We start from the raw sequence: 21,283 nt of genomic DNA on the forward strand, positions 1-21,283 counted from the left end.
GACATAAAATAAATTTCTAAAGGGTTCATTTTGTTGCTTTTCTCTTTACATAAAATAAATCACCTAATTGTTTTAAGTTTCTTGATTTTGTTGGTTAGCCAAAGAATAAATCACGCAAGGTCTTCAACTTTTTTGATTTCGCCATTGTCGATATAAAATATTTTTCCTGGTTTACTATGGTCAGTTTTGTCTTTGAGTTCTTTAGCCGAGGCATAAAAAAATTGACCTTGCTCGGCAATTAAGGCTAAAAGTTTTTTAGTGTTATTATAATCAAGTTCAGCTGCGACTTCATCTAACAGAAAGAGCGGTGTGCAATAATTGGTCTTTAAGAATTCGGCTTCAGCCATTTTTAAGGAAAGTGCGGTAAGTCGCATTTCGCCCTCAGAGGCGAATTTTTTTATCGGTAAGTTGGATTCTTTTATGACAATATCATCGCGATGCGGACCAATCGTGGTATATCCTAATTCCTGTTCTTTTACTCGATTTGCGGCAAGCATCTTTTGGATTTCTTTTTGACGATGCATTTGCTCAAGAATTGTTGTTTGATACTCAAAATTAATATTGCGGTTAGGTAAAAATGTTCTTAAAAATTTTTGTGCCGAATTGAGTAGTTGAGGCAAAACTTGCTCTCGCACTTTGAGAATCAAATCGGCATATTTAGCCAAAGCCGATTCCCAAACTTCATAATGCAGAGAGTTTGCTTGCTCTTGTAATAATTTATTGCGTTGGGCTAAAACTCGACGATATTCAATTAAATGCTGTAAATAAGATTTATTCACTTTAGATATGGCCAAATCTAAAAAATTTCGTCTGAGATGAGGTGAACCAGCAACCAAATCAATATCCGATAAAAGGATTGTTACTACTGGTAGCCAACCTAAATAGGAAGAAAGTTTATCTTGTTTATGATTTTGACGATAAGCAACTTTTCCTTGAGGACTGAATCGGATTTCTGCGGAAAAAGTCGCAGAGGAGTCGAATTGTGGGTCTTCAGGGCTAAGTCGGGCTAATCCGAAAATCTTAAAATATTCGGCATTAAACTTTAATATTTCGCTATCCCGATAAGTGCGAAAAGACCTTCCGACTGCCAGATAATGGATTGATTCTAAAAGCGAAGTCTTACCTGCGCCATTAGCACCAAAAAGATAATTTGCATAAGGGCTGAAAACAAGTTCAGCATCCTTGAGATTTCTTATACCTTCGAAGCGAATCTGTTCCAGATACATTAATATATTAAAGATTAAATATCAAAAAAATAAAAATATAAAAGAGTGGGCTACTATTTTCACAAGGTTTTGTGTCTTCATAAAATTTGTTATATAATAATTCTTCTTATAGTATATTTCAGTTTATTACTTCAGGGCTGATTTTAATATTTCTAATACTAACTCATCATAACTAATTCCAATATGTTTTGCTTGGGCTGGCAAATCCGAAAGTTCGGTCATTCCTGGTAGGGTATTGATTTCTAAAAAATAAGGTTTCCCTTTTGATACAATTAAATCGATGCGCGAATAACCTTTTGCGCCAATAACTTTGTGACCCAACAAGGCTAAATTTTGAATTTTTCTGTAGAGTGGTTTGGGAATACGAGCAGGAATAATGAATTCTGTTTCACCTTTAGTATATTTTGCTTTATAATCATAGAATCGCTGATACTTAGGCACAAGTTCTAATATCGGTAATGCCCTATCTCCTAAAATGCCAACTGTGGCAATCATTCCGGAAATAAACTTTTCTAAGAATATATCGCCAAATTTTTTTACACCTTCAATGCATTCATTTAGTAGCATTTTGGGGTTATCGATTATTACACAGCCAACACTTGAGCCTTCGGCTCGTGGTTTTAATATCATTGGAAAACCTAATTTTTTCTGAGCAGTTCTAATCGCCTCTTTTATTGTTGTTTGATGCGAAGAAATTAGCCAATAAGGTGGTGTCGGAATGCCGGCATATTCCCAAAGTCTTTTGGTGGTTATCTTATCCATACCAATGGCTGATGCCAAAACTCCAGAACCAGTATAAGGAATTCCGGATAATTCTAAAAAGCCTTGAATTGTGCCGTCTTCACCCGGCTTGCCATGCAAAGCAATAAAAGCAAGGTCAATTTTTGCATCTGTAATCTGTTGGGCAAAATTATAGTTAATATCAATTTTAACCGCATTAAATCCTTGTCGTTTTAATGATTGGTAGATATTTTCTCCAGAACGCAAAGAGATTTCCCGCTCACTTGACCAACCACCCATAATGACACCAATCCGCATCTTTTTCAATTTTCTTAAATCGTTTGCAGAAACCATATTGTTCTTTTTAGATTTTATTTAAGTGCGAATTAGACCTAAATCGACTTGGGGAAATTAGTTTTAACATATTCAAGTCCTTCTGCTTTAGTCGTAATTTTACCTTCTAATTGTAAATCCTCCAATTCTTGAAGAATTGTCTTAAATATTGGACCGGGCTTATAACCTAAGGCAATTAAATCGTCACCATTGACCAATCGTTTTATCTTAGGCTTCGACTCGTCGGTATGTTTCAATTGCATCATTCGAGTAATGGTTAGTTCTAAGTGTTGGGTCTTACGAGCAGTGGCATAACCATCAGCATATGTAAGCATCATTAAGCCTAAATACTCGTCACCTAAATCTCGAAAGAATCGTCGGATTGCCCGGTCACTTATAGTTGGTGCAGTTGCCAAAAGATGCAGACGCATATGATATGCAATTAAAGTCTTCAACATTATGGTTTGTTTTCGCGAAAGCCGGAGATTTTCTGAAGCAATTCTTTGGACAATTTTCGCGCCCAGATTATCGTGACCATAAAAATGGATATCGCCTTCTTCGGTCTCAAATTGAGTATGAGGTTTCGCCACATCATGAAAAAGTCCTGCCAGTTTCAGTAAAGCCCGACGAAAAGGCATTGCGGAAAAATAGGCGTTAAACTCTTTGCGATACTGAGAGAAGAAAGATGGTTTATGTAGAATCATCTCTAATTTCTGATAAGTCCGTAAGGAGTGTTGCATTACAGCCACATCAGCAAAAAGTTTACTGGCTAAAGGAAAAAGTTGATTCATTAAACCTGTTTGATATAAAATTTTTATGTAAGGAAAAGATTTGGGTTGTTCGCAGATCCGTAATAGTTCGTAAGAGATGCGTTCGGGCGCAATTGCTGTTAGATTTAATTTTTTGGCGCCAGTTAAGATTTTCTTATTAACGGAAAAATTTAGTTCTAAGGCTAAGCGGAATGCCCGTAAGATACGTAAAGGGTCATCGGCTAATGAAGTATTTGACACAGATACAATCTTTCTTTGCTTAAGATGTCGCAAGCCAGAAAACTTATCAATTATTCGTGTTGGTTGTCTTAAGTTTATTGCCAAGGCGTTAATTGTAAAATCCCGACGCCGTAGGTCATGGTCAATCGTGCTATTGCCAAAGCCATTAAAATCAAAAATAATCTGTGCTTCATCAGTTTGTTTGTGTCCTATCACTACTCGGGCTGAATCATCTTCATGAGAAAGTAATACAAAACTACCTTTAATCTTTTTAGAAAACTTTCGGGCAAATTCAATACCAGACCCAGAAACCGCAAAATCAAAATCGACCGGGGTGTGGTTTAAGAGCACATCCCGAATTGCACCGCCAACTAAATAAATCTTTCGTGAATTGATAATATGAATAAGTTCTTTAAAAACCGAGCGTAATTTCTCATCGGCTAATAATTTTGCTAATACCAAATTTTTTTGCATAAATACCACATTTATTTATAAGCCACTGAATACAAAGAAAAATAAAATTTATTAGTCTCAGCGGCAATATCTAATCATAATAAAATGCTTTGGAAAAGTCAAACTTTCTTTTAGCGAAGAGTTCAGCAAAAATTCTTTATGCTCCTAAAAGAGTCAACGCAGGACAAATATATCAAGTAGTTTTATTGAGGGTAGTAAAAATCCCTATCCGATAAAAGCGAAAGGCTAACTTGTTAATTATTGATTACAGACGCAAAAATCTTGAGGCTAACTTATCCAGCAGATATATTTATGTCAGTATTTCTCTGACTAAAAACGCGTGTCTCCTATCAAAATAATAAAAAATAACAACGCTTTTCAGAACAATATTTTTCTCTTATTACCTTTTGCACTTAAACCATACTCTCAGAACACAACCGCTTATAAGCATTTAGGCTTTCTTTATCAAAAATTCCTATATTCTATTCACAGGCAAGCAATTTGACGCAAACGACAATACTATTTCTCTTTTTAATAATATGCCGACTAAACATAAAAAGATTATGTTTTATAGGCAAAATCCAAATTAAGTCAAATTTTATTTAACCTTCTAAAAATCAATAACTAATCTTTAACAACTACTTGCAAGGGGTATAGTGGGGTAGGCTGGATTGCGAATTCGGAACCAATAAAAAAAGAACTTTCAAATTCACTCCTATTACAACACGCAAAATCGCAGATAAGATGGTTCATAAAAGAGCGGTTAAATAAATCCTTAAAAGATTACTTAATAATGAGTTTAAGATGTCGTTTATTAGGGATCAAAAGAGAAAGTCTTTCGGGTTATAGAAAACTGCGCTCATTATGTCATAAACTATCGCCTAAACTGGTTCACTCGGAAAAGACAAAATAAAGTTTCAACCATTGATTTCACAAGATTTATTTTAAAAACTGGGTATATCTGTTTTCATCCGTGGCTGTAGAATAATGGGCGGCGATTCCTCGGCGCCTGATTTGTCATTCTACTCCAAACTCGTTTCAACAAAAGAATCTACTAATTGGTTATCAATAAATTTCTATCGAATTTCTATCAGTTTCTCTTTAGTTTTAATAAGTTTCTATCGTATTTCTATAAATTTTTACTAATTTCGTTCTGTTCTCGCTATTCACTCCTATCTGACAATTACCATCTTCTTCGTCGCCGAATACGCACCTGCTTCAAGACAATAAAAATAAATTCCGTTTAGAAGTTGAATTTCTTTTTTTCTGAAGTATTTTGTATTGTGTAATCGCCTGTTCTATTTACCATATTCCCCTCTTGATTATTTCTGATTTTTTTCTATTATTGGTTGTGATTTATTTTGTCCAACAAATTATTAATGGGTTGCAATTAGGTTCAGTCTACGCACTCATCGCTTTGGGTTATACTATGGTCTATGGCATTATCCGTTTAATCAATTTTGCTCATGGCGATGTCTTTATGGTTGGTGCTTATTTGGGTTTTTATGCGATATTAAGATTCAACTTGCCATTTCCTCTTGCCTTGTTATGCGCCATGCTCGGTTGCGCAGTTTTAGGAATGGTAATTGAACGATTAGTCTATAAGCCATTGCGCCATGCGCCAAGAATTGCTTGTCTCATCACCGCACTGGGTGTTTCGCTGTTTTTAGAAAACTTCTGTAGTCTGAAATTTGTCTTTGGTCCAAACTATTTAGCCTATCCCAGACCATTTCCGATTGTCAATTTTAATCTTGGGCAGTTAACAATTTCTAATATCCAAATCATTGTCTTTGTTGTTGCAATCTGTCTAATGGTATTACTGGAACTTTTTGTTTCTAAAACTAAAACCGGTATGGCAATGCGGGCCGTAGCGTTTGACAAAAATACTGCTCAGTTAATGGGAATTAATATTGATTTGATTATTTCCATAACATTCGGTATTGGCTCAGCATTAGCCGGCGCCGGTGGTGTGCTTTATGGTATTGCTTATCCCCAAATCAATCCGTTTATGGGTATTATGCCGGGACTGAAAGCATTTGTTGCCGCGGTGCTCGGTGGAATTGGCATTATTCCTGGTGCAATGCTCGGTGCCGGAATTATGGGAATGGTTGAAGTGTTAAGTTCGGCTTATATCTCATCAACAATGCGCGATGCAATTGCATTTTTAGTATTATTAATTGTGCTTTTAGTAAAACCTGCCGGACTATTAGGTAAAAGTGCTATTGAAAAAGTATGAAAGCAAAATCAAAAATCAAAAATCAAATATCAAAACTTCAAATCATCGCAATTGTTGTTATAATTTATGTTACAATCCAAGTCTTAATGTCGAGACAAATAATTAATCCTTATTGGCAACAGATTATTTGTTATGCGGGCGTGATGACGATTTCGGCATTAGGGTTAAATTTAATCTATGGTTTTACGGGACAATTTTCATTAGGTCACGCGGCATTTTTTGGTATCGGCGCTTATACTTCGGCGTTTGTTATCCGTATGGCAAATTTTAATAATAGTTTTCTCTTAATCGTCGGACTTGTGGCTGGCGCATTATTAGCAGGAATTATTGCTTTTATCATCGGATTACCGATTCTTCGTCTACGCAGTGATTATTTAGGGATTGCAACACTCGGTTTTGGAATTATTGTGAAAGTTTTATTTGATAATGCAGATGCGGTTTTCCCGGTGCTTGGTGGCTCCAGAGGTATGGTCGGCATTACCAAATTAACTAATTTTACTTGGGTCTTTTTACTTGTTATTTTTGCCGTGATAATTCTGCGGAATCTTATCAACTCGGCACCCGGACGGGCTTTAATTTCAGTGCGCGAAGATGAGATTGCTGCAGAAGCAGTTGGTATCAATACGACCAAATATAAGACACTAGGCTTTGTAATTGGTTCAATCTATGCGGGTATTGCCGGTGGACTTTATGCTCATCTTTATTCATTTCTTCATCCGCAAAACTTTGATTTCTTAAAATCAATTGATGTTTTGCTCATTGTCGTCTTAGGTGGAATGGCGAGTATTTCCGGTACGATTATGGCTGCAGTGCTTTGGGTATTGATTTTAGAAGGATTAAGAGTTGTTTTACCTGAAGCAATTTTAGATTGGCGCTTGGTAATCTATCCGATTCTTTTAATTCTAATTATGATATTCCGACCGAGTGGAATTTTTGGCGGTAAAGAGTTTAAGTTTTTACAATATCAAGAAAAGCGATGAACCATGTCAATTAATCCTAATTATGAGATTTAAGACGAGCGAAATTTCGGACAATAAAGAATTTAAATTTTTATGATACTAAAAAAACGATGAATCGAGCGTCTGTTTTAGAAATAACAAATCTTAGTCGCTATTTTGGCGGATTGAAAGCAGTGTCAAACTTTAATCTGACCATTGCTGAAAACGAATTGGTTGGATTAATTGGACCTAATGGTGCTGGTAAGACCACGGTTTTTAATCTTATTACTGGGATGTATGTGCCAAGTAGTGGCTCAATTAAATTTTTCGGTGAAGATATTACTCAATTAAAACCGCATCAAATCGCGCAAAGAGGTATAACCCGAACTTTTCAAAACATCCGACTTTTCTCATCACTTTCCGTTTTAGATAATGTCCGTATTGCCTATAATCATAAAGTTGATTATGGACTTGGTCATAGCATTTTCCGTAGCCGAAAGTTTCTTAAAACAGAAAAGGAAATTTACGAGAAGGCATTAAGTGTCTTAGAAACTTTTGGATTAGCAGATAGGGCGTATGAGGTTGCAAAAAATCTGCCGTACGGCGAACAACGAAAATTAGAAATTGCCCGCGCTTTAGTCTCAGAACCAAAACTTTTGCTTTTAGATGAGCCGGCCGCAGGAATGAATCCTGCCGAAATCAAAAATCTGATGGAACTTATCCATTTTATTAGAAATAAATTCAAATTAACGATATTATTAATCGAACACCAGATGCGAGTCGTAATGGGAATTTGTGAACGCGTGGTCGTTATGGATTTTGGCGAAATTATTAGCCAAGGTAAACCCGAAGAAATTCAAAATGACCCGAAAGTAATTGAAGCCTATTTAGGTAAATCCGTAGAATGTATTAATAGATAAGATGTGGTTACGCATTGAAAACTTGTCAGTTACTTATGGAATGATAAAGGCAATTAATAATATCTCGTTCGAACTAACTAAAGGTGAGATTGTAACTCTGATTGGTGCTAATGGCGCAGGTAAGACAACAATTCTCAACACGATTTCAGGAATAGTTAAATCTGCCAACGGTAAAATTGTCTTTAACGGACAAGAGATCACTAATTTCCCGGCCTATAAAATTGCGCGGTTAGGCATTGCCCATGTGCCTGAAGGACGAAAACCATTTCCCAATTTGACTGTGTATGAGAATTTACGATTAGGTGCTTATAATACTAATGATAAAAATAAAATTGAGCAAGGACTAAACCGGGTCTTTAAGTCTTTTCCGCGCTTAAAGGAGCGGTTAAAACAACCAGCCGGAACTTTATCCGGCGGCGAATTACAAATGCTGGCAATGGCACGTGGTCTTATGTCCCAACCAGAACTTTTAATGCTCGACGAACCATCAATGGGATTATCTCCCATTTTAGTTTCCGAAATTTTTTCCATCATTCAAGAAATTAATCAACAAGGAACAACAATTCTTTTAGTAGAACAGAATGCCAATATGGCATTAAATACTGCGCATCGGGCATATGTTTTAGAAACTGGTAAAATAGTTTTGTCCGGCAAAGCCTGTGAATTAAGAGAAGACCCACGAGTTAAATCCGCTTACTTAGGCGAATAGATAACACTGCATCACAAATCTCGGATAAAAAAAATGATAAATGAATTATCTGAAGCAAATTGTCACTGCAATTTCATAATTAACAATCTAAAAACAAATTGGGCAATTTGACTTATTTAAGTTCAACTATGAAAATACTTTTTCCCAGATTTCTTATTAGAGATTACCACACATAACTTATTGATTTACATTATCGGAAATACCCTAAACAAAAAATTCAAAAAATTCTCAAAAGAAAAATTTTGATAAGGCTAAAAATGTATATTTTTCAAGCATCCGATGGAATATTAACTTCTTAAAAATTTTTCTTGACAATACAATATATTGATTCTATGATGCTATTCATACAATATGAAGTGTCCTTTTTGTGAGAAAGATAATGACCGAGTAATTGATTCGCGGATTGTGCGAGAAGGGATTGCAGTGCGTCGCCGGCGCGAATGCCGGTCCTGCCATCGCCGATTTACAACTTATGAATATGTGGAACGGACACCGCTAATGATTATCAAAAGTGATGGCAGACGCGAACCTTACGACCGGGATAAACTTATTTCAGGTATTGCCCTGGCTTGTACTAAACGGCCAGTTAGTCGGGCAACAATTGAAAAGATTGTTTCAGAAATTGAAAACGAACTGGCGGATGAATATAAATTAGAAGTCGAATCTAAAGAATTAGGTGAAATGGTTTTAGCAAAATTAATTCATTTAGACCAAGTTGCCTATGTGCGATTTGCTTCAGTTTATCGCCGATTTCAAAACATCAATGAGTTCGCTCAAATTATGCAAAAAATGAATTTGGCCAAAAGACCATCAAACTATAGGTAAGATGCATATCTCAATAATATTAAAGGATTAATTAGTTAGGGAAAGGAGACACTAATGACTGATAGTTTTAATAATGATTTACCGCTTGACAAAGAGGTATCACAGTCTAATGTCAAATCCGAAATGCGAGCGGTAAGTAAGGACAAAGAAGAAAATTATATTTTTCGTTATGTTGCGAAACGTGACGGGAAAATACACGAATTTGATAAAGAGAAAATTACTAATGCCATTTTTAAGGCGGCACGGTCAGTTGGAGGTGAAGACCGTAAATTAGCCTCAGAACTTGCAGATAAAGTAGTTTTGTATTTATATAATAAATATAAGAATGTCAAAAAAATTCCAGCAGTAGAAGAAATTCAAGATGCCATAGAAAAAGTCTTAATTGAAGAGGGACATGCCCAAACTGCCAAAGCATTTATCCTATATCGAGAAAAGAGGAGCCAATTAAGAAAAAAACGCGCCTTAGAAAAAGCCGTAAAACAACAGCCTTTAGAAGCCACTGATTATGCTTTATTTGTTAGAACTACGGATGATAGAATTTTACATTGGGACCGCTCGAGAATTGTTTCTGCATTAGTTCGAGAAGCCAATCTGGCAACCAGTTTAGCCGAAAAGATTGCGGAAGAAGTAGAAGATGTAATTTTAACTTCGGATGTTAATTTTATTACCTCAAGTTTAATTCGTGAAGTTGTAAATGCTAAGTTAATTGAACATGGTCTGGGTGAAACCAGAAAATGGCATGCTCGATTGGGCGTTCCCTTGTATGATGTGGAAAAAATTCTTCTCTATCGTAACAAAGAGAATGCCAATACGCCGCATAATCCTGAAGCCACGAATATGACTTTAGCCGAATCGATTAAGAAACAATACGCGTTATCGGCAGTTTTTTCGGAAGATATTGCTGAAGCCCATCGAAAAGGCGATATCCATCTTCACGACTTAGGTTTTATTGACCGACCATATTGTTCTGGACAATCATTGGAATATGTCAAAAAGTTTGGGTTGAGTCTACCCAGTGCATTATCTATTGCTAAGCCGGCAAAACACCCGGAAACACTTTTGGCTCATATGGTAAAATTTTCCGCTGCCTTGCAAGGACATTTTGCCGGCGCAATTGGCTGGGATGCGGTTAACCTTTATTTTGCACCATTTCTGGTGGGAATGAGTGATAGAGAGATTCATCAATTAGCCCAAATGTTAATCTTTGAATACTCGCAACAAAATGTTGCTCGGGGTGGTCAAGCAATCTTTTCCGATTTAAATCTCTATTGGGAAATTCCGAAACATTTTGAAAATACTCCAGCAATTGGTCCTGGTGGCGAATATACGGGCAAGAAGTATGCTGACTATTTACCTGAAGCCCAAAGATTTGTCTGGGCAATCTTTGATGTCTATAAAGAGGGAGATGCCTCAGGAAGACCCTTCTTCTTTCCTAAACCCTTAGTCCATATTACGGAACGATTCTTCCAAACACCCGGCTGGCAGGATTTCTTATATCATATCTCTGAGGTTGCCAGTGAAAAAGGCAATACCTATTTTGTTTTAGACCGGGGCGAGACCGCAAAAGTATCAGAATGCTGTCGGCTCTCATTTAAGTTAGAAAAATCCGATTTAGAAGATGCGGACCGGCCTTGGAAAATGAGATATTCTGCAATTCAGAATGTAACTCTTAATTTGCCTCGTGCCGCATATCAGGCAAATCATCAAGATGAAATGTTATGGGCAAATATTAAAAGACAACTGAACTTAGCGGCTGAAGGTCATTTACAGAAAAAAGCATTCTTGGAAAGACTTCTGTCATTAAAAAATGACGGCCCATTAGCATTATTAACAATGGACCGAGATGGTGAAAGTTATTTAAGAATGCATCGCGCAACCTATCTTATTGGCATTTTGGGATTAAATGAAATGGTGCAGTATCATTTGGGCAAAGAATTACACGAGGATGACGATGTCTTCTTGTTTGGATTAAGAACCATTGCCTTTATTCGCGACGAGACCAGAAAACTTTCAGAAAAATATGGTCTGCGATTTGTTTTAGAACAAACTCCGGCCGAGTCTACGGCTTATCGATTTGCCAAACTGGATTTACAATATTATCCTGACTGCGCTAACAAAGTAGTAAAAGGTAGTATTCGCGATGGTGCGGTCTATTATACCAATTCTACATATCTTAATGTTGGCCTACCCATTGACCCAATTGAACGAGTGATAAAAGAAGGAAAATTTCACGATATGATTGAAGCCGGAGCATTGACTCATATTTGGCTGGCAGATGCTAAACCACCTAAAGAAGCAATTGCTAATTTTGTGGAAAAGACCTTTAGAAACTCGCATAATGCCCAAATCGCCTTCTCACCAGAGTTTACTACATGTAATAACTGCTTTAAGACCGCTCGTGGATTACGAGATACTTGTCCTTATTGTGAATCTTTGGATGTTGACCATATTACCAGAGTAACCGGTTATTTTTCCCGAGTTTCTGGTTGGAATTTAGGCAAAAAAGCAGAACTAAGAGATAGATATAAGGGTGGTATTAGATAATACTTTAATATTAGATAATACTTTAAGACTGCACGTGGATTACGAGATACTTGTCCTTATTGTGAATCTTTAGATGTTGACCATATTACCAGAGTAACCGGTTATTTTCGCAAGTTTCTGGTTAGAATTTAGGCAAAAAAGCAGAACTAAGAGATAGATATAAGGGTGGATTTACTAAAGAATAATATTTTCCCCACCTTAAAAAGATAGAAAAAGTTAAGAGTTGGACATAACTGGAACTTAAACTTACCAGCCTGATCGGCATTATCGGTTGTCGTCTCGGTGAGCCGGTCGGCAAGCCAGGGGGCAGGCCGGGGGGCATACCCCTCGGCAACCCGCCTGCATACCCTTCTACCCGCCCAATCTACTGATATTTAGATTGTCCTTTAAGTGACCGAATGATTTAACCTCTAAATTATCAATGGGATAACACAGCAAGTTGTCTAATCTTCTGTCTATTAAGCCAAGCAGGCCTCTTAATAAAACATTTAGCAGGTCGGACCTGCTTTTTACTCATATATATATTAATTTTTTATCTTTATTTATCTTTTCTTTTTCCCGTAAGGGGCGCTCATTTTTAGATTAAATATATCTTCTGGTATTGTGCTTTGATCGGAAAGACAATAAGTTAAATTAGTTCTCTAACACGGGCTGTGGCTACGACCAGCCCATAAACTTCTTTTGCTCCATTTTGAAGTAGAATCCTGCTTGCTTCTGATAATGTTGCGCCTGTGGTAATTACATCGTCAATTAGAATCACTCTTTTATTTTCTAAAGAAACATTTAGGTCTTGTTTAAGACGATATGCCTCTCTGATATTTTCCGTTCTTGCCGTATAGTCAAGTTGAGTTTGGGATTTGGTATTTTTCTTGCGTTGCAAACAATCCAGTAAGGTTAACCCGGAATTAAAGGCGGTTTCTTGCGCAAGGAGTAGTGACTGATTATATCCGCGTTCTCTTAATCGAGCAGGATGTAATGGAATCGGCACAATAAAATCTGCCCGACTCAAAATCGGGTCTGAATTGATAACATTACCTAATCCCAAACCTAAAACTTGAGCAATTTTTCTTTTGTTGTGATATTTGAAATTATGAACCAGTCCTTTATAAGGCATCTGATATTTACCTAATGCTCGGATTCGGCTAAGGAATTGAGTTCTTACCCCGGACTTGAAATTGGGATGTTCACATTGCTCATCCCAATCTTTGGGCATTCCACAAACCGAACAAATGCCCAAGACATTAGTCGTAACTTGAATAAAACATTTATCACAGATAAATCCTTGCTCAATATCTTTGTCACACCCATAACAGCGTGGTGGAAATATAAAATCTAACAAAGCACCTGAGAGATGTTTTAATATCTTTAGAATCATATTTGAATCTCTGCCAAATTATTTCTGCTGGAATTTAATACAATAATAACTATTACTTACTTCTTGTCCTAATAATTATAAAGATGATTGCAAATATCGCTAAACTTAACGCAACGATTTGATTAACCCAAAAATTGGTTGAGTTTTCATAATATCTAACAAAATCTATCCCGAATCTAAATAATGAATAAAGTAAAAGGATAATGCCAAATAATATTCCTGGCTTAAGATGTTTCTTTTCTAATATTAATGCTAAAATGAAAAGTAGCAGTCCGGCCAAGGATGAATAAAGTTGGGTCGGATGAACTGGACAATCAAAAGTATATCCTGCAGCCGAATGTTTAGGAAATACAACTCCTAATAACGAATTAGTCGGTTTGCCAAAACAACAGCCATTAAGAAAACAACCGATGCGGGTAAAGAATTCGCCGAGGACAACTGCTGGAGCAATCGCATCAAGCATTTTTAATAAGGGCATCTTTTCTTTTTTAGCATAAAGGATACCAAACAACAAGCCAAAAAGAAATCCACCATAAAACATCAACCCACCTAATCCACCACGCCAAAATGCAATGATACCAATTAAATCATCAGCAAATTCTGACCAATGAAAAATGACATAAAACAATCTTGCTCCTACTATAACTGCTACTAAAACGATTAGTGCCAAATTAGTAATTTTATCCGGATGGACACCAAATTTTTTTGCCCGAGATTCAACTATCTTGGTTCCAATCAGAAACGAGATAAACAGAAACAAGCCATAAGAATAGATATTAAGATTACCAATTCTTAAGATTATAGGATGCATAGTTTTATATTCTCCTTATTTATGTCATTGAAAAAGAATTTAGAGTAAATTAACAGGTTTCTTATCATAAGTGTAATAGGAATAAATATATAGTGAGTGTAATAGGAATAAATATATAGTGTAATAGGAATAAATATATTATACTCATTTTGGCTATCTTATTGGAAACGGATTTGGTGTAAAAGAACAGAGCATAATAATAAGAGCAACAACCGCCAAAATTTTATCACTGGTTTTTAAGGGAGTAATTTCGTCTTGAGTTTGAGGATGTCTTAATCCTGTGATTAAAATTAACAAAATCCAAAAGAACCAACCTGGCCAAAGTATTCCTAATCCGGCCATTGTCGGAATGAGGAAAAATGTGAAAATTTTGCGGTATCTTCCCAATATCGCATACGCAATATGGCCACCGTCAAGTTGACCCGCAGGAATCAGATTTAATGCAGTAACAAATAATCCTAACCAACCCGCAAATGCCATTGGACTTAATACTAAATCATAGCCTTGAGGAATATTGCGATGGAAAAGAAAAGTAAAAATGTTAAATAAAAGCGGAGCACCGAGTCGAATTTGATATTCGGCTTTAGTAATTTGAATAACTTGGGAATGGGCAATGCCAATAAGCGTTATGGGCAGGGCAATTAAAAATCCGATGATTGGACCGGCAACGCCAATTCTTAATAAAGCCCGTCGATTAGGAAGCATGGATTTAATTCTAATAAAAGCGCCCATTGTGCCAACTAAAGGATGGGGAATTGGTAAAAAATAAGGTAGCGTCACGGAAACACCATAATGCCGAGAAGTGAAATAATGTCCAAGTTCATGACCGCCTAAGATTAGCAACAATGAGAACGAGAAAGGTATACCAAGCGCAAAATCCTTAATTTGAGAAAAAGGGTTACCTCCGCGATTAATCGCACCAATCAATAAAGTAGTGAAAACCGTAGCAACAAATAGTATTAGATTGACATAATTGGAACTTATCCAATTTTTCTGGATTGTCGATTTAGTTTCAGGTAATGTAATTAGATGAATCCGATGAGGATACATTTTATTAGCAGACTTTTCGAATAACGGTTGATAACCCCGTTGAAGAAAGTACTCTTTTAGTTTTTTAATATTTCCTTCTAACGGCGGAAGAATCTTTCCTGAGATACCAGTTGCTTGGATTTCAGCAAGTTCAATGTATTGGGACAACTCTTTCTCGTCAATTAAATAGTCATTCATGGTTTAGGCGCATGTTCGTCGCTTAAGAATCATATTTTTTTATTGGTTAGATTTCGAGGTTCCCATTCTTCTAATTCTTTGAATATACCGGCGTAAGATATCAAGACTTTCTAAAAGTGCAGTTGGTTGGATTATAATACGGTTTGCAACCGGCAAAACCTTTAGTCCGTAGGTGGTGCGTCCGGCTTCGCCAATTCGAAATCCGCCACTATAAGCAATTGGATACTTTGAATACATTTTGCCAGTTGCCTGATTTAAGAATTTAATTAAATCAGAGACTACTAAGAGAATAACTTCATCAATATTAGCATCTGATTTTAAGGGCAAAATCACTATTTCGCCACCAAAACTGCGGTCATCTTTTATGGTAACACCTTCGGTATTTATAAATTTAATTAACTCAGACATATTCTTTTACTATCGTTAAAGATAGATAAGTTGCACCATTTTTCTTTTATCACATTTTATCTAATTAGAAAACTACGCTTCCATTCCAAATAGATAAGCATAGACTTTAGCATCGCCAATCATATTTTCAATTATACAGTATTCGTTGGGTTGATGAGCAGTATTAGCAAATTTTCCCCAGACGACCGCAGGAAAACCTTGCTTTCGTAAAATTGCAGCCACAGTTCCACCGCCAATACCTCGCGGTTTAGCATTGACATTGTAGACTTTTTTTATTGCTTGTTTGAGTAATTTGACCACATCAGAATTAGATGGAGTCATTGGTGCGGACTGATTGCTTTGGAATGGTTCGACGACAATTTTTGCTGAAAACTTATTTTCAATCTTATTTAGTTCCTCACGAATATCGGTCAAAATATTTTGGAGGTCATATTCTGGCAGAATCCGACAATCAAAATAAAACACATCTTCACCGGGAATCGTATTAATGTTAGGTACATTGCTCTCTTTTTTTGTCGGTTCAAAGGTTGAGGTCGGTGGCGAAAACAATCGGTTTTTAACTTTATATTTTTTCTTAAAATATTTATCTAAGTGACAAATTAAATTAGCACCAATCCGATGGGCATTTATTCCGTGATGAGGTGCAGATGCATGACATTGTTTCCCATAAACAATAAATTTTAACCAGAGCATCGATTTTTCTGCAATCTCAAGTAAAGTGCCATCTTCATTACCAGCATCGGCGACAATGAATAAATCGTCTTTTTTGAATAGTTCGGGATGATTGTTAACTAAATATTGTGCGCCAAATTTACTGCCAGTCTCTTCATCAGCCACTAATAAGAGGGCTACATCATAATTTGGAGCTAAGCCTAACGATTTTAAGACCTTTACTGCGATAATTGAAGCCACCATTTCTTGTTGATTGTCTTCTGTGCCTCGGCCAAAAATTTTACCATCTTTTACTACGGCTTGGAATGGGTCGGTCTGCCATAAATCTTTAGGTCCAGGCGGCACAATATCAAGATGGGTCATAATCCAAATCGTTCGGTTACGATTAATTCCTTCTAAGCGTACAACAAGATTAGGTCGGTAACCTGAAGGCACTGAATCATCTGGGGCATTATATTCTTTAACATTAAGGGATAAATCGTTTAAGTATTTTAAGAGATAATTTGCCTTATCAACTTCGCCCTGACCACCATTTTGGGGTCCAATGGCTGGCAGGGCAACAAGTTCAGATTGTAATTTAATCATTTCTGAACTCGCTTCGTCAATGGTTTCTCTAATCTTTTGCCAAACTTTATCTTTCCACATTTTGTTGCTCCTAATTAAGATTAATTTCAATATAACACAATGTATAACACTATAAAATAATATATTACACTATACAAAAATAATTTTATGTTGGCAAGAGTAAAAACGATGTTATTGAGCAAATGTTCAATCAATGATAATCTTTAATTCTAAAACAGTACCCCCAATTGTCTCAAGCATCAATTATCTATTGAACCATACCCATAGGTTTCGACAAGATAGCAAAAACAGTATATCTGTTTTGGTAGAGTTTTCTCAAAGGAGACTTCTGAACAGATAAATTTTTGCTAAAAATATACTGAAATCATTGAATATTCTCAATCTTTTGGGTGTTCAAAACAATTTTCAGTGTTCTCTAAAATGATTTTCTACACATCGATACGATTTGATTTATTCCGAACTTTCTAAAAGGTAGTGGATAATATTTTGTATAAATTTAGAATTGATGTGTAAAAATAAATTAACACTTGACATTTTGGGTTTTTTTCGATATAAATTATCTTTATACTACACCATCAGTCGTATAGATGAAATTAAACAATCAGTGCTGGCTGATGGCTATATGAATATAATTTATTTTATGAAAACATATATTGCTAAAAACAGTGATGTAGAGCGAAAGTGGTATTTATTTAATGCCGAGAATAAAACTCTCGGTCGTTTTGCATCACAGGTTGCACGCGTCTTGATTGGTAAGGATAAACCGACTTGGACACCGCATATTGATGCTGGTGATTTTGCAATTATTGTCAATGCGAAAAAGATTCGCGTCACGGGTAAGAAAATGACAGATAAAATATATTATCATCATTCAGGTTATCCAGGCGGTCTTAAAAAAGTTACCTTAAAAGAGATGTTTGCGAAACATCCCGAGCGCATTCTCTATCTTGCCATAAAGCGGATGCTTCCCAAAAATCGGTTCCAAGCCAAAAGAATTAAGCGGCTTTTTATTTATTCCAATAGCAAACATCCCCATCAGGCGCAAAAACCAATTGCTGTTGAGTGAAATTATGAACTTAAAAAATGCTTTTTTCGCTGTCGGTTCAAGAAAAACCGCAACTGCCAAAGTCTGGGTGCTTCCAGGTAACGGAGATATAAAAATAAACAACAAAGATGCCCAGAACTATTTAGGTCGCGATGACTTATATGAGGTAGTTCTGGCACCACTTAAAACTACCGGCCTAACGGGACAATTCCAAATAATTTGTCAAGTTGACGGTGGAGGCATTTCGGCTCAGGCTGATGCGGTCGCTTTAGGAACTGCCCGTGCCTTATGTAAGTATAATCCTGAATTACGGAAGACCCTAAAAAACGCCGGTCTATTAAAACGAGACCCTCGAGAAAAAGAACGAATGAAATATGGCTTAGCCAAAAGGAGAAAACGATTCCAATGGACCAAACGTTAACAACACAACACACTTCTTATCCTTTAGGTATTACCATTAAAGAATTACTTGAAGCCGGTGTTCATTTTGGCCATCGTTCGCATCGCTGGAATCCAAAAATGAAACCGTTTATCTTCGGTAAAAAGAACGACATTTACATTATTGATTTGGAGAAAACCTTAGAACGAATAAAACTGGCTTATGAAGCAGTTCGAAGAGTAGCGGAAACTGGACAGGATGTCATCTTTATTGGAACTAAACCGCAAGCCAAATTGATTATTGAAGAAGAAGCCAAACGATGTAATGCTTACTACATCACCGAACGCTGGGTTGGTGGACTTATTACAAATTTTGATGTTGTATCAACCCGCATTGCTCGGATGGTCGAATTAGAAAGAATTCTTCAAGAATCTAAACCTACTAATATGACGAAAAAGGAAATGTTATCTTTAGAACGCGAATATAATAAACTTAAAAAAATCTTCAATGGCGTGAGAGATATGGACCGGCTACCTGGTATTGCATATGTGGTTGATGTGGCACGAGAAGCGACGCCTTTAGCAGAACTCAAGCGGGCAAAAATTCCAATTGTCGCAATGATCGATACTAATGGTGACCCAGAAGACATTGATTATCCGATTCCGAGTAATGATGATGCTTTAAGGTCAATAAAACTTGTAACCAGCACAATTGCTAATGCGGTATTAGAAGGACGAAAGGGGTTTGAAACCGAGGAGGCACAATGAACATTTCGATGGAACTTATTAAGGAATTAAGAGCACGAACCAACTCGGGTATTTTAGATTGTAAACAAGCCTTAGAAGAAACGCAGGGCGATATTAACAAAGCAATTGAACTGTTAAGACAAAAAGGAATTGCTTCGGCTGAGAAAAAACTGCAACGGGCAACGGTTGAAGGTGTCATTGATGCTTATATCCACCCAGGTGAACGTTTAGGTGTAATTGTTGAAGTAAATTGTGAAACTGATTTTGTTGCGCGCAATCAGGACTTTCGTCGTTTTGTCCACGAAATCGCAATGCAGATTGCCGCTACAGACCCAATGGCAATTTCTCGAGAAGACTTAAAACCAGAAATCGTTGAGCGCGAAAAAAAGATTTACGAGAGTCAATTAAAAGATTCTGGTAAACCACCACAAGTGATTGAAAAGATTATTCAAGGTAAACTGGAAAAATTTTATTCCGATGTTTGTCTTTTAGAGCAACCGTTTGTAAAAATACCCGAGAAAAAAGTTGGCGATTATCTTAAAGAACAAATTGCCAAATACGGTGAGAACATCAAGATTAAACGGTTCGTCCGATTTAAACTTGGTGAGGAATAGTCTTTGGTTGAAGACCCAGCACAAACCAAAGTAATTATAAAGTCTAACTTCGCTCCGATTTAAAAATTATTATAACAAGACAGCGCTCTTTTTATATTTAATTTATAATTGTTTCTTAAAAGAGAAGATAGTAAAACCAATCCCATCAGTGATACAAAAAATGGGAGGAACACATGCTTGAAGAAAAATACAAACAGATAAAAGAAAAGATGCAAAAGACCGTTGACCTTTTATCTTTAGAATTGTCCCGGATAAGAACCGCGCGGGCGAATCCCGCAATCTTAGATGATGTCAAAGTTGATTATTATGGAACTTTAACGCCCTTAAAACAACTATCTTCAATTTCTGTTCCGGAACCTCGACAATTATTAATTCAACCTTGGGACCGCTCAGCGATTCCTGAGATTGAGAAAGCAATTCTTAAATCGGAACTGGGATTAAATCCAATTGTCGAGGCTAATCTGATACGGATTCCGATTCCTCCACTAACTGAAGAGCGAAGAAAAGAGTTAGTGAAGTTATGTCACAAGTTGTCTGAAGATGCTAAAATTGCGATTCGGAATATTCGCCGAGACGGAAATGAAGATATTAAGAAATTAGAAAAAGATAAAAAAATATCTGAGGACGATGCCCGTATTGCCCAAAAGAAAATTCAAGAGTTTACCGATGAATTTATCAAGACCGTGGATAAACTATTTGCCCAAAAAGAAAAAGAGATAATGGAGCGATAGATTTTTACTAAATACCGTTAATGAAAGATTCTTCGATTAAGATTCCAAGCCATATTGCAATTATTATGGATGGTAATGGTCGCTGGGCAAAAAAACGGGGTTTGCCTAGGTATTTCGGACACCGTAAAGGAGTTGAAGCTGTTCGCACGACAGTTAAAGCCTGTGCGGAATTTGGTATTAAATACCTTACTTTATATGTCTTCTCTTCAGAAAATTGGGAACGTCCCGCATCAGAAGTAAATAAATTAATGCAATTACTCCAAGAGTTATTAGTTAAAGAAGAACCAGAACTGAATAAAAATAATGTTAAAGTAAAAGCGATTGGTCAATTGGACCGATTACCAACTGAAGTTAGAAAAAATCTTGATTATCTAATAAATAAAACTCAGAACAACACGGGTTTAGTTTTAGTATTAGCGTTAAGTTATGGTTCAAGAGCGGAGATTGCAGATGCGATAAGAAAAATACCGGCTAATGAAATAAAAAATCTAACCAGCGATAATTTTCGCCAATATCTCTACGATACAGAACTACCGGATCCGGATTTATTAATTCGCACCGGTGGCGAAAAACGGCTATCCAATTTCTTATTATGGCAAAGCGCTTATACAGAACTCTATTTTACTGATGTGCTCTGGCCAGACTTCAATAAAAAAGAACTTTGGAAAGCAATTGAAGATTTTAGTAAACGGAAACGACGGTTTGGTCGGATTTCAGAATATGAAACATCGGAAAAATGAGATTTACTTCTCAGTAGAATTATCTTTAGGAAACCTAATATCGGTCATAGGGACTTA

Annotated in this window: 21 protein-coding genes; 12 read left to right on the forward strand and 9 right to left on the reverse strand. The window is 36.4% G+C overall.

Annotation, left to right across the window (positions count from 1 at the left end; genetic code table 11):
- Nucleotides 1–110 precede the first annotated feature (110 nt).
- The 3 genes from recF to N2201_01225 form a co-directional block, all read right to left on the reverse strand.
- Entirely contained in the window at nucleotides 111–1,226 is a 1,116-nt protein-coding gene (recF, locus tag N2201_01215) for a DNA replication and repair protein RecF (protein MCX7784840.1), read from the reverse strand.
- 126 nt (nucleotides 1,227–1,352) lie between these two features.
- Nucleotides 1,353–2,300: a D-alanine--D-alanine ligase gene (locus N2201_01220; GenBank protein MCX7784841.1), complete on the reverse strand. Its 948-nt coding sequence runs from the start codon at nucleotides 2,298–2,300 to the stop codon at nucleotides 1,353–1,355.
- A 38-nt stretch (nucleotides 2,301–2,338) separates the two neighbouring features.
- Nucleotides 2,339–3,742 (reverse strand): HD domain-containing protein, encoded by a 1,404-nt coding sequence (locus N2201_01225; protein ID MCX7784842.1) that lies wholly within the window; start codon nucleotides 3,740–3,742, stop codon nucleotides 2,339–2,341.
- Between the two features lie 1,330 nt (nucleotides 3,743–5,072).
- Between N2201_01225 and N2201_01230 the strand changes: the two genes are divergently transcribed.
- From N2201_01230 to nrdD, 6 genes are all read left to right on the forward strand, one after another.
- Nucleotides 5,073–5,957: a branched-chain amino acid ABC transporter permease gene (locus N2201_01230; GenBank protein ID MCX7784843.1), complete on the forward strand. Its 885-nt coding sequence runs from the start codon at nucleotides 5,073–5,075 to the stop codon at nucleotides 5,955–5,957.
- Nucleotides 5,954–6,937 carry a branched-chain amino acid ABC transporter permease gene (locus N2201_01235; GenBank protein ID MCX7784844.1) on the forward strand — a complete coding sequence of 328 codons (984 nt, stop codon included), beginning with the start codon at nucleotides 5,954–5,956 and terminating at the stop codon, nucleotides 6,935–6,937. Before N2201_01230 ends, N2201_01235 begins: the two co-directional genes overlap by 4 nt.
- An 89-nt stretch (nucleotides 6,938–7,026) precedes the next feature.
- Nucleotides 7,027–7,815: an ABC transporter ATP-binding protein gene (locus N2201_01240; GenBank protein MCX7784845.1), complete on the forward strand. Its 789-nt coding sequence runs from the start codon at nucleotides 7,027–7,029 to the stop codon at nucleotides 7,813–7,815.
- Between the two features lies 1 nt (nucleotide 7,816).
- Entirely contained in the window at nucleotides 7,817–8,524 is a 708-nt protein-coding gene (locus N2201_01245) for an ABC transporter ATP-binding protein (protein MCX7784846.1), read from the forward strand.
- A 351-nt stretch (nucleotides 8,525–8,875) separates the two neighbouring features.
- Nucleotides 8,876–9,349, forward strand: coding sequence for a transcriptional regulator NrdR (gene nrdR / locus N2201_01250; GenBank protein MCX7784847.1), 474 nt, complete (start codon nucleotides 8,876–8,878; stop codon nucleotides 9,347–9,349).
- A 54-nt stretch (nucleotides 9,350–9,403) separates the two neighbouring features.
- Nucleotides 9,404–11,893, forward strand: coding sequence for an anaerobic ribonucleoside-triphosphate reductase (gene nrdD / locus N2201_01255; GenBank protein ID MCX7784848.1), 2,490 nt, complete (start codon nucleotides 9,404–9,406; stop codon nucleotides 11,891–11,893).
- Between the two features lie 121 nt (nucleotides 11,894–12,014).
- On the opposite strand, the gene N2201_01260 is transcribed toward nrdD, so the two are convergent.
- The 6 genes from N2201_01260 to N2201_01285 form a co-directional block, all read right to left on the reverse strand.
- Nucleotides 12,015–12,215 carry a hypothetical protein gene (locus N2201_01260; protein ID MCX7784849.1) on the reverse strand — a complete coding sequence of 67 codons (201 nt, stop codon included), beginning with the start codon at nucleotides 12,213–12,215 and terminating at the stop codon, nucleotides 12,015–12,017.
- Between the two features lie 306 nt (nucleotides 12,216–12,521).
- Nucleotides 12,522–13,268, reverse strand: a complete 747-nt coding sequence (locus tag N2201_01265; GenBank protein ID MCX7784850.1) for a ComF family protein — start codon at nucleotides 13,266–13,268, stop codon at nucleotides 12,522–12,524.
- Nucleotides 13,269–13,320: 52 nt separating this feature from the next.
- The gene (gene lgt / locus N2201_01270) at nucleotides 13,321–14,079 is read right to left on the reverse strand and encodes a prolipoprotein diacylglyceryl transferase (GenBank protein ID MCX7784851.1); all 759 of its coding nucleotides are present in this window, start codon (nucleotides 14,077–14,079) and stop codon (nucleotides 13,321–13,323) included.
- 153 nt (nucleotides 14,080–14,232) lie between these two features.
- Entirely contained in the window at nucleotides 14,233–15,306 is a 1,074-nt protein-coding gene (locus tag N2201_01275; protein ID MCX7784852.1) for a site-2 protease family protein, read from the reverse strand.
- 39 nt (nucleotides 15,307–15,345) lie between these two features.
- On the reverse strand, nucleotides 15,346–15,714 hold the full coding sequence (locus N2201_01280; GenBank protein MCX7784853.1) for a hypothetical protein: 369 nt from the start codon (nucleotides 15,712–15,714) through the stop codon (nucleotides 15,346–15,348).
- A 72-nt stretch (nucleotides 15,715–15,786) separates the two neighbouring features.
- Nucleotides 15,787–17,031, reverse strand: a complete 1,245-nt coding sequence (locus tag N2201_01285) for a M20 family metallo-hydrolase (protein MCX7784854.1) — start codon at nucleotides 17,029–17,031, stop codon at nucleotides 15,787–15,789.
- Between the two features lie 562 nt (nucleotides 17,032–17,593).
- Between N2201_01285 and rplM the strand changes: the two genes are divergently transcribed.
- The 6 genes from rplM to N2201_01315 all read left to right on the forward strand — a co-directional run bounded on the left by rplM (nucleotide 17,594) and on the right by N2201_01315 (nucleotide 21,226).
- The gene (rplM, locus tag N2201_01290; GenBank protein MCX7784855.1) at nucleotides 17,594–18,037 is read left to right on the forward strand and encodes a 50S ribosomal protein L13; all 444 of its coding nucleotides are present in this window, start codon (nucleotides 17,594–17,596) and stop codon (nucleotides 18,035–18,037) included.
- 4 nt (nucleotides 18,038–18,041) lie between these two features.
- The gene (gene rpsI, locus N2201_01295; protein ID MCX7784856.1) at nucleotides 18,042–18,437 is read left to right on the forward strand and encodes a 30S ribosomal protein S9; all 396 of its coding nucleotides are present in this window, start codon (nucleotides 18,042–18,044) and stop codon (nucleotides 18,435–18,437) included.
- Nucleotides 18,422–19,162: a 30S ribosomal protein S2 gene (rpsB, locus tag N2201_01300; protein ID MCX7784857.1), complete on the forward strand. Its 741-nt coding sequence runs from the start codon at nucleotides 18,422–18,424 to the stop codon at nucleotides 19,160–19,162. The genes rpsI and rpsB overlap by 16 nt, the downstream gene beginning before the upstream one ends.
- Entirely contained in the window at nucleotides 19,159–19,755 is a 597-nt protein-coding gene (gene tsf, locus N2201_01305; protein ID MCX7784858.1) for a translation elongation factor Ts, read from the forward strand. Before rpsB ends, tsf begins: the two co-directional genes overlap by 4 nt.
- Before the next feature lie 173 nt (nucleotides 19,756–19,928).
- The gene (gene frr, locus N2201_01310) at nucleotides 19,929–20,486 is read left to right on the forward strand and encodes a ribosome recycling factor (protein MCX7784859.1); all 558 of its coding nucleotides are present in this window, start codon (nucleotides 19,929–19,931) and stop codon (nucleotides 20,484–20,486) included.
- Between the two features lie 20 nt (nucleotides 20,487–20,506).
- Complete coding sequence (locus tag N2201_01315) at nucleotides 20,507–21,226, forward strand: isoprenyl transferase (protein ID MCX7784860.1); 720 nt, start codon at nucleotides 20,507–20,509, stop codon at nucleotides 21,224–21,226.
- Nucleotides 21,227–21,283 lie beyond the last annotated feature (57 nt).

The sequence above is a fragment of the candidate division WOR-3 bacterium genome (assembly GCA_026418155.1).
Lineage (GTDB): Bacteria > Hydrothermota > Tepidihabitantia > Tepidihabitantales > CAIPLT01 > JAOABV01.

Excerpts from the sequence above, each read along its gene's own strand:
- recF (MCX7784840.1), bottom strand. The coding sequence starts at position 1,226 with ATGTATCTGGAACAGATTCGCTTCGAAGGTATAAGAAATCTCAAGGAT.
- N2201_01220 (MCX7784841.1), bottom strand. The coding sequence starts at position 2,300 with ATGGTTTCTGCAAACGATTTAAGAAAATTGAAAAAGATGCGGATTGGT.
- N2201_01225 (MCX7784842.1), bottom strand. The coding sequence starts at position 3,742 with ATGCAAAAAAATTTGGTATTAGCAAAATTATTAGCCGATGAGAAATTA.
- N2201_01235 (MCX7784844.1), top strand. The coding sequence starts at position 5,954 with ATGAAAGCAAAATCAAAAATCAAAAATCAAATATCAAAACTTCAAATC.
- N2201_01240 (MCX7784845.1), top strand. The coding sequence starts at position 7,027 with ATGAATCGAGCGTCTGTTTTAGAAATAACAAATCTTAGTCGCTATTTT.
- N2201_01245 (MCX7784846.1), top strand. The coding sequence starts at position 7,817 with ATGTGGTTACGCATTGAAAACTTGTCAGTTACTTATGGAATGATAAAG.
- nrdR (MCX7784847.1), top strand. The coding sequence starts at position 8,876 with ATGAAGTGTCCTTTTTGTGAGAAAGATAATGACCGAGTAATTGATTCG.
- nrdD (MCX7784848.1), top strand. The coding sequence starts at position 9,404 with ATGACTGATAGTTTTAATAATGATTTACCGCTTGACAAAGAGGTATCA.
- N2201_01260 (MCX7784849.1), bottom strand. The coding sequence starts at position 12,215 with ATGCCCCCCGGCCTGCCCCCTGGCTTGCCGACCGGCTCACCGAGACGA.
- N2201_01265 (MCX7784850.1), bottom strand. The coding sequence starts at position 13,268 with ATGATTCTAAAGATATTAAAACATCTCTCAGGTGCTTTGTTAGATTTT.
- lgt (MCX7784851.1), bottom strand. The coding sequence starts at position 14,079 with ATGCATCCTATAATCTTAAGAATTGGTAATCTTAATATCTATTCTTAT.
- N2201_01275 (MCX7784852.1), bottom strand. The coding sequence starts at position 15,306 with ATGAATGACTATTTAATTGACGAGAAAGAGTTGTCCCAATACATTGAA.
- N2201_01280 (MCX7784853.1), bottom strand. The coding sequence starts at position 15,714 with ATGTCTGAGTTAATTAAATTTATAAATACCGAAGGTGTTACCATAAAA.
- N2201_01285 (MCX7784854.1), bottom strand. The coding sequence starts at position 17,031 with ATGTGGAAAGATAAAGTTTGGCAAAAGATTAGAGAAACCATTGACGAA.
- rplM (MCX7784855.1), top strand. The coding sequence starts at position 17,594 with ATGAATATAATTTATTTTATGAAAACATATATTGCTAAAAACAGTGAT.
- rpsI (MCX7784856.1), top strand. The coding sequence starts at position 18,042 with ATGAACTTAAAAAATGCTTTTTTCGCTGTCGGTTCAAGAAAAACCGCA.
- rpsB (MCX7784857.1), top strand. The coding sequence starts at position 18,422 with ATGGACCAAACGTTAACAACACAACACACTTCTTATCCTTTAGGTATT.
- tsf (MCX7784858.1), top strand. The coding sequence starts at position 19,159 with ATGAACATTTCGATGGAACTTATTAAGGAATTAAGAGCACGAACCAAC.
- frr (MCX7784859.1), top strand. The coding sequence starts at position 19,929 with ATGCTTGAAGAAAAATACAAACAGATAAAAGAAAAGATGCAAAAGACC.
- N2201_01315 (MCX7784860.1), top strand. The coding sequence starts at position 20,507 with ATGAAAGATTCTTCGATTAAGATTCCAAGCCATATTGCAATTATTATG.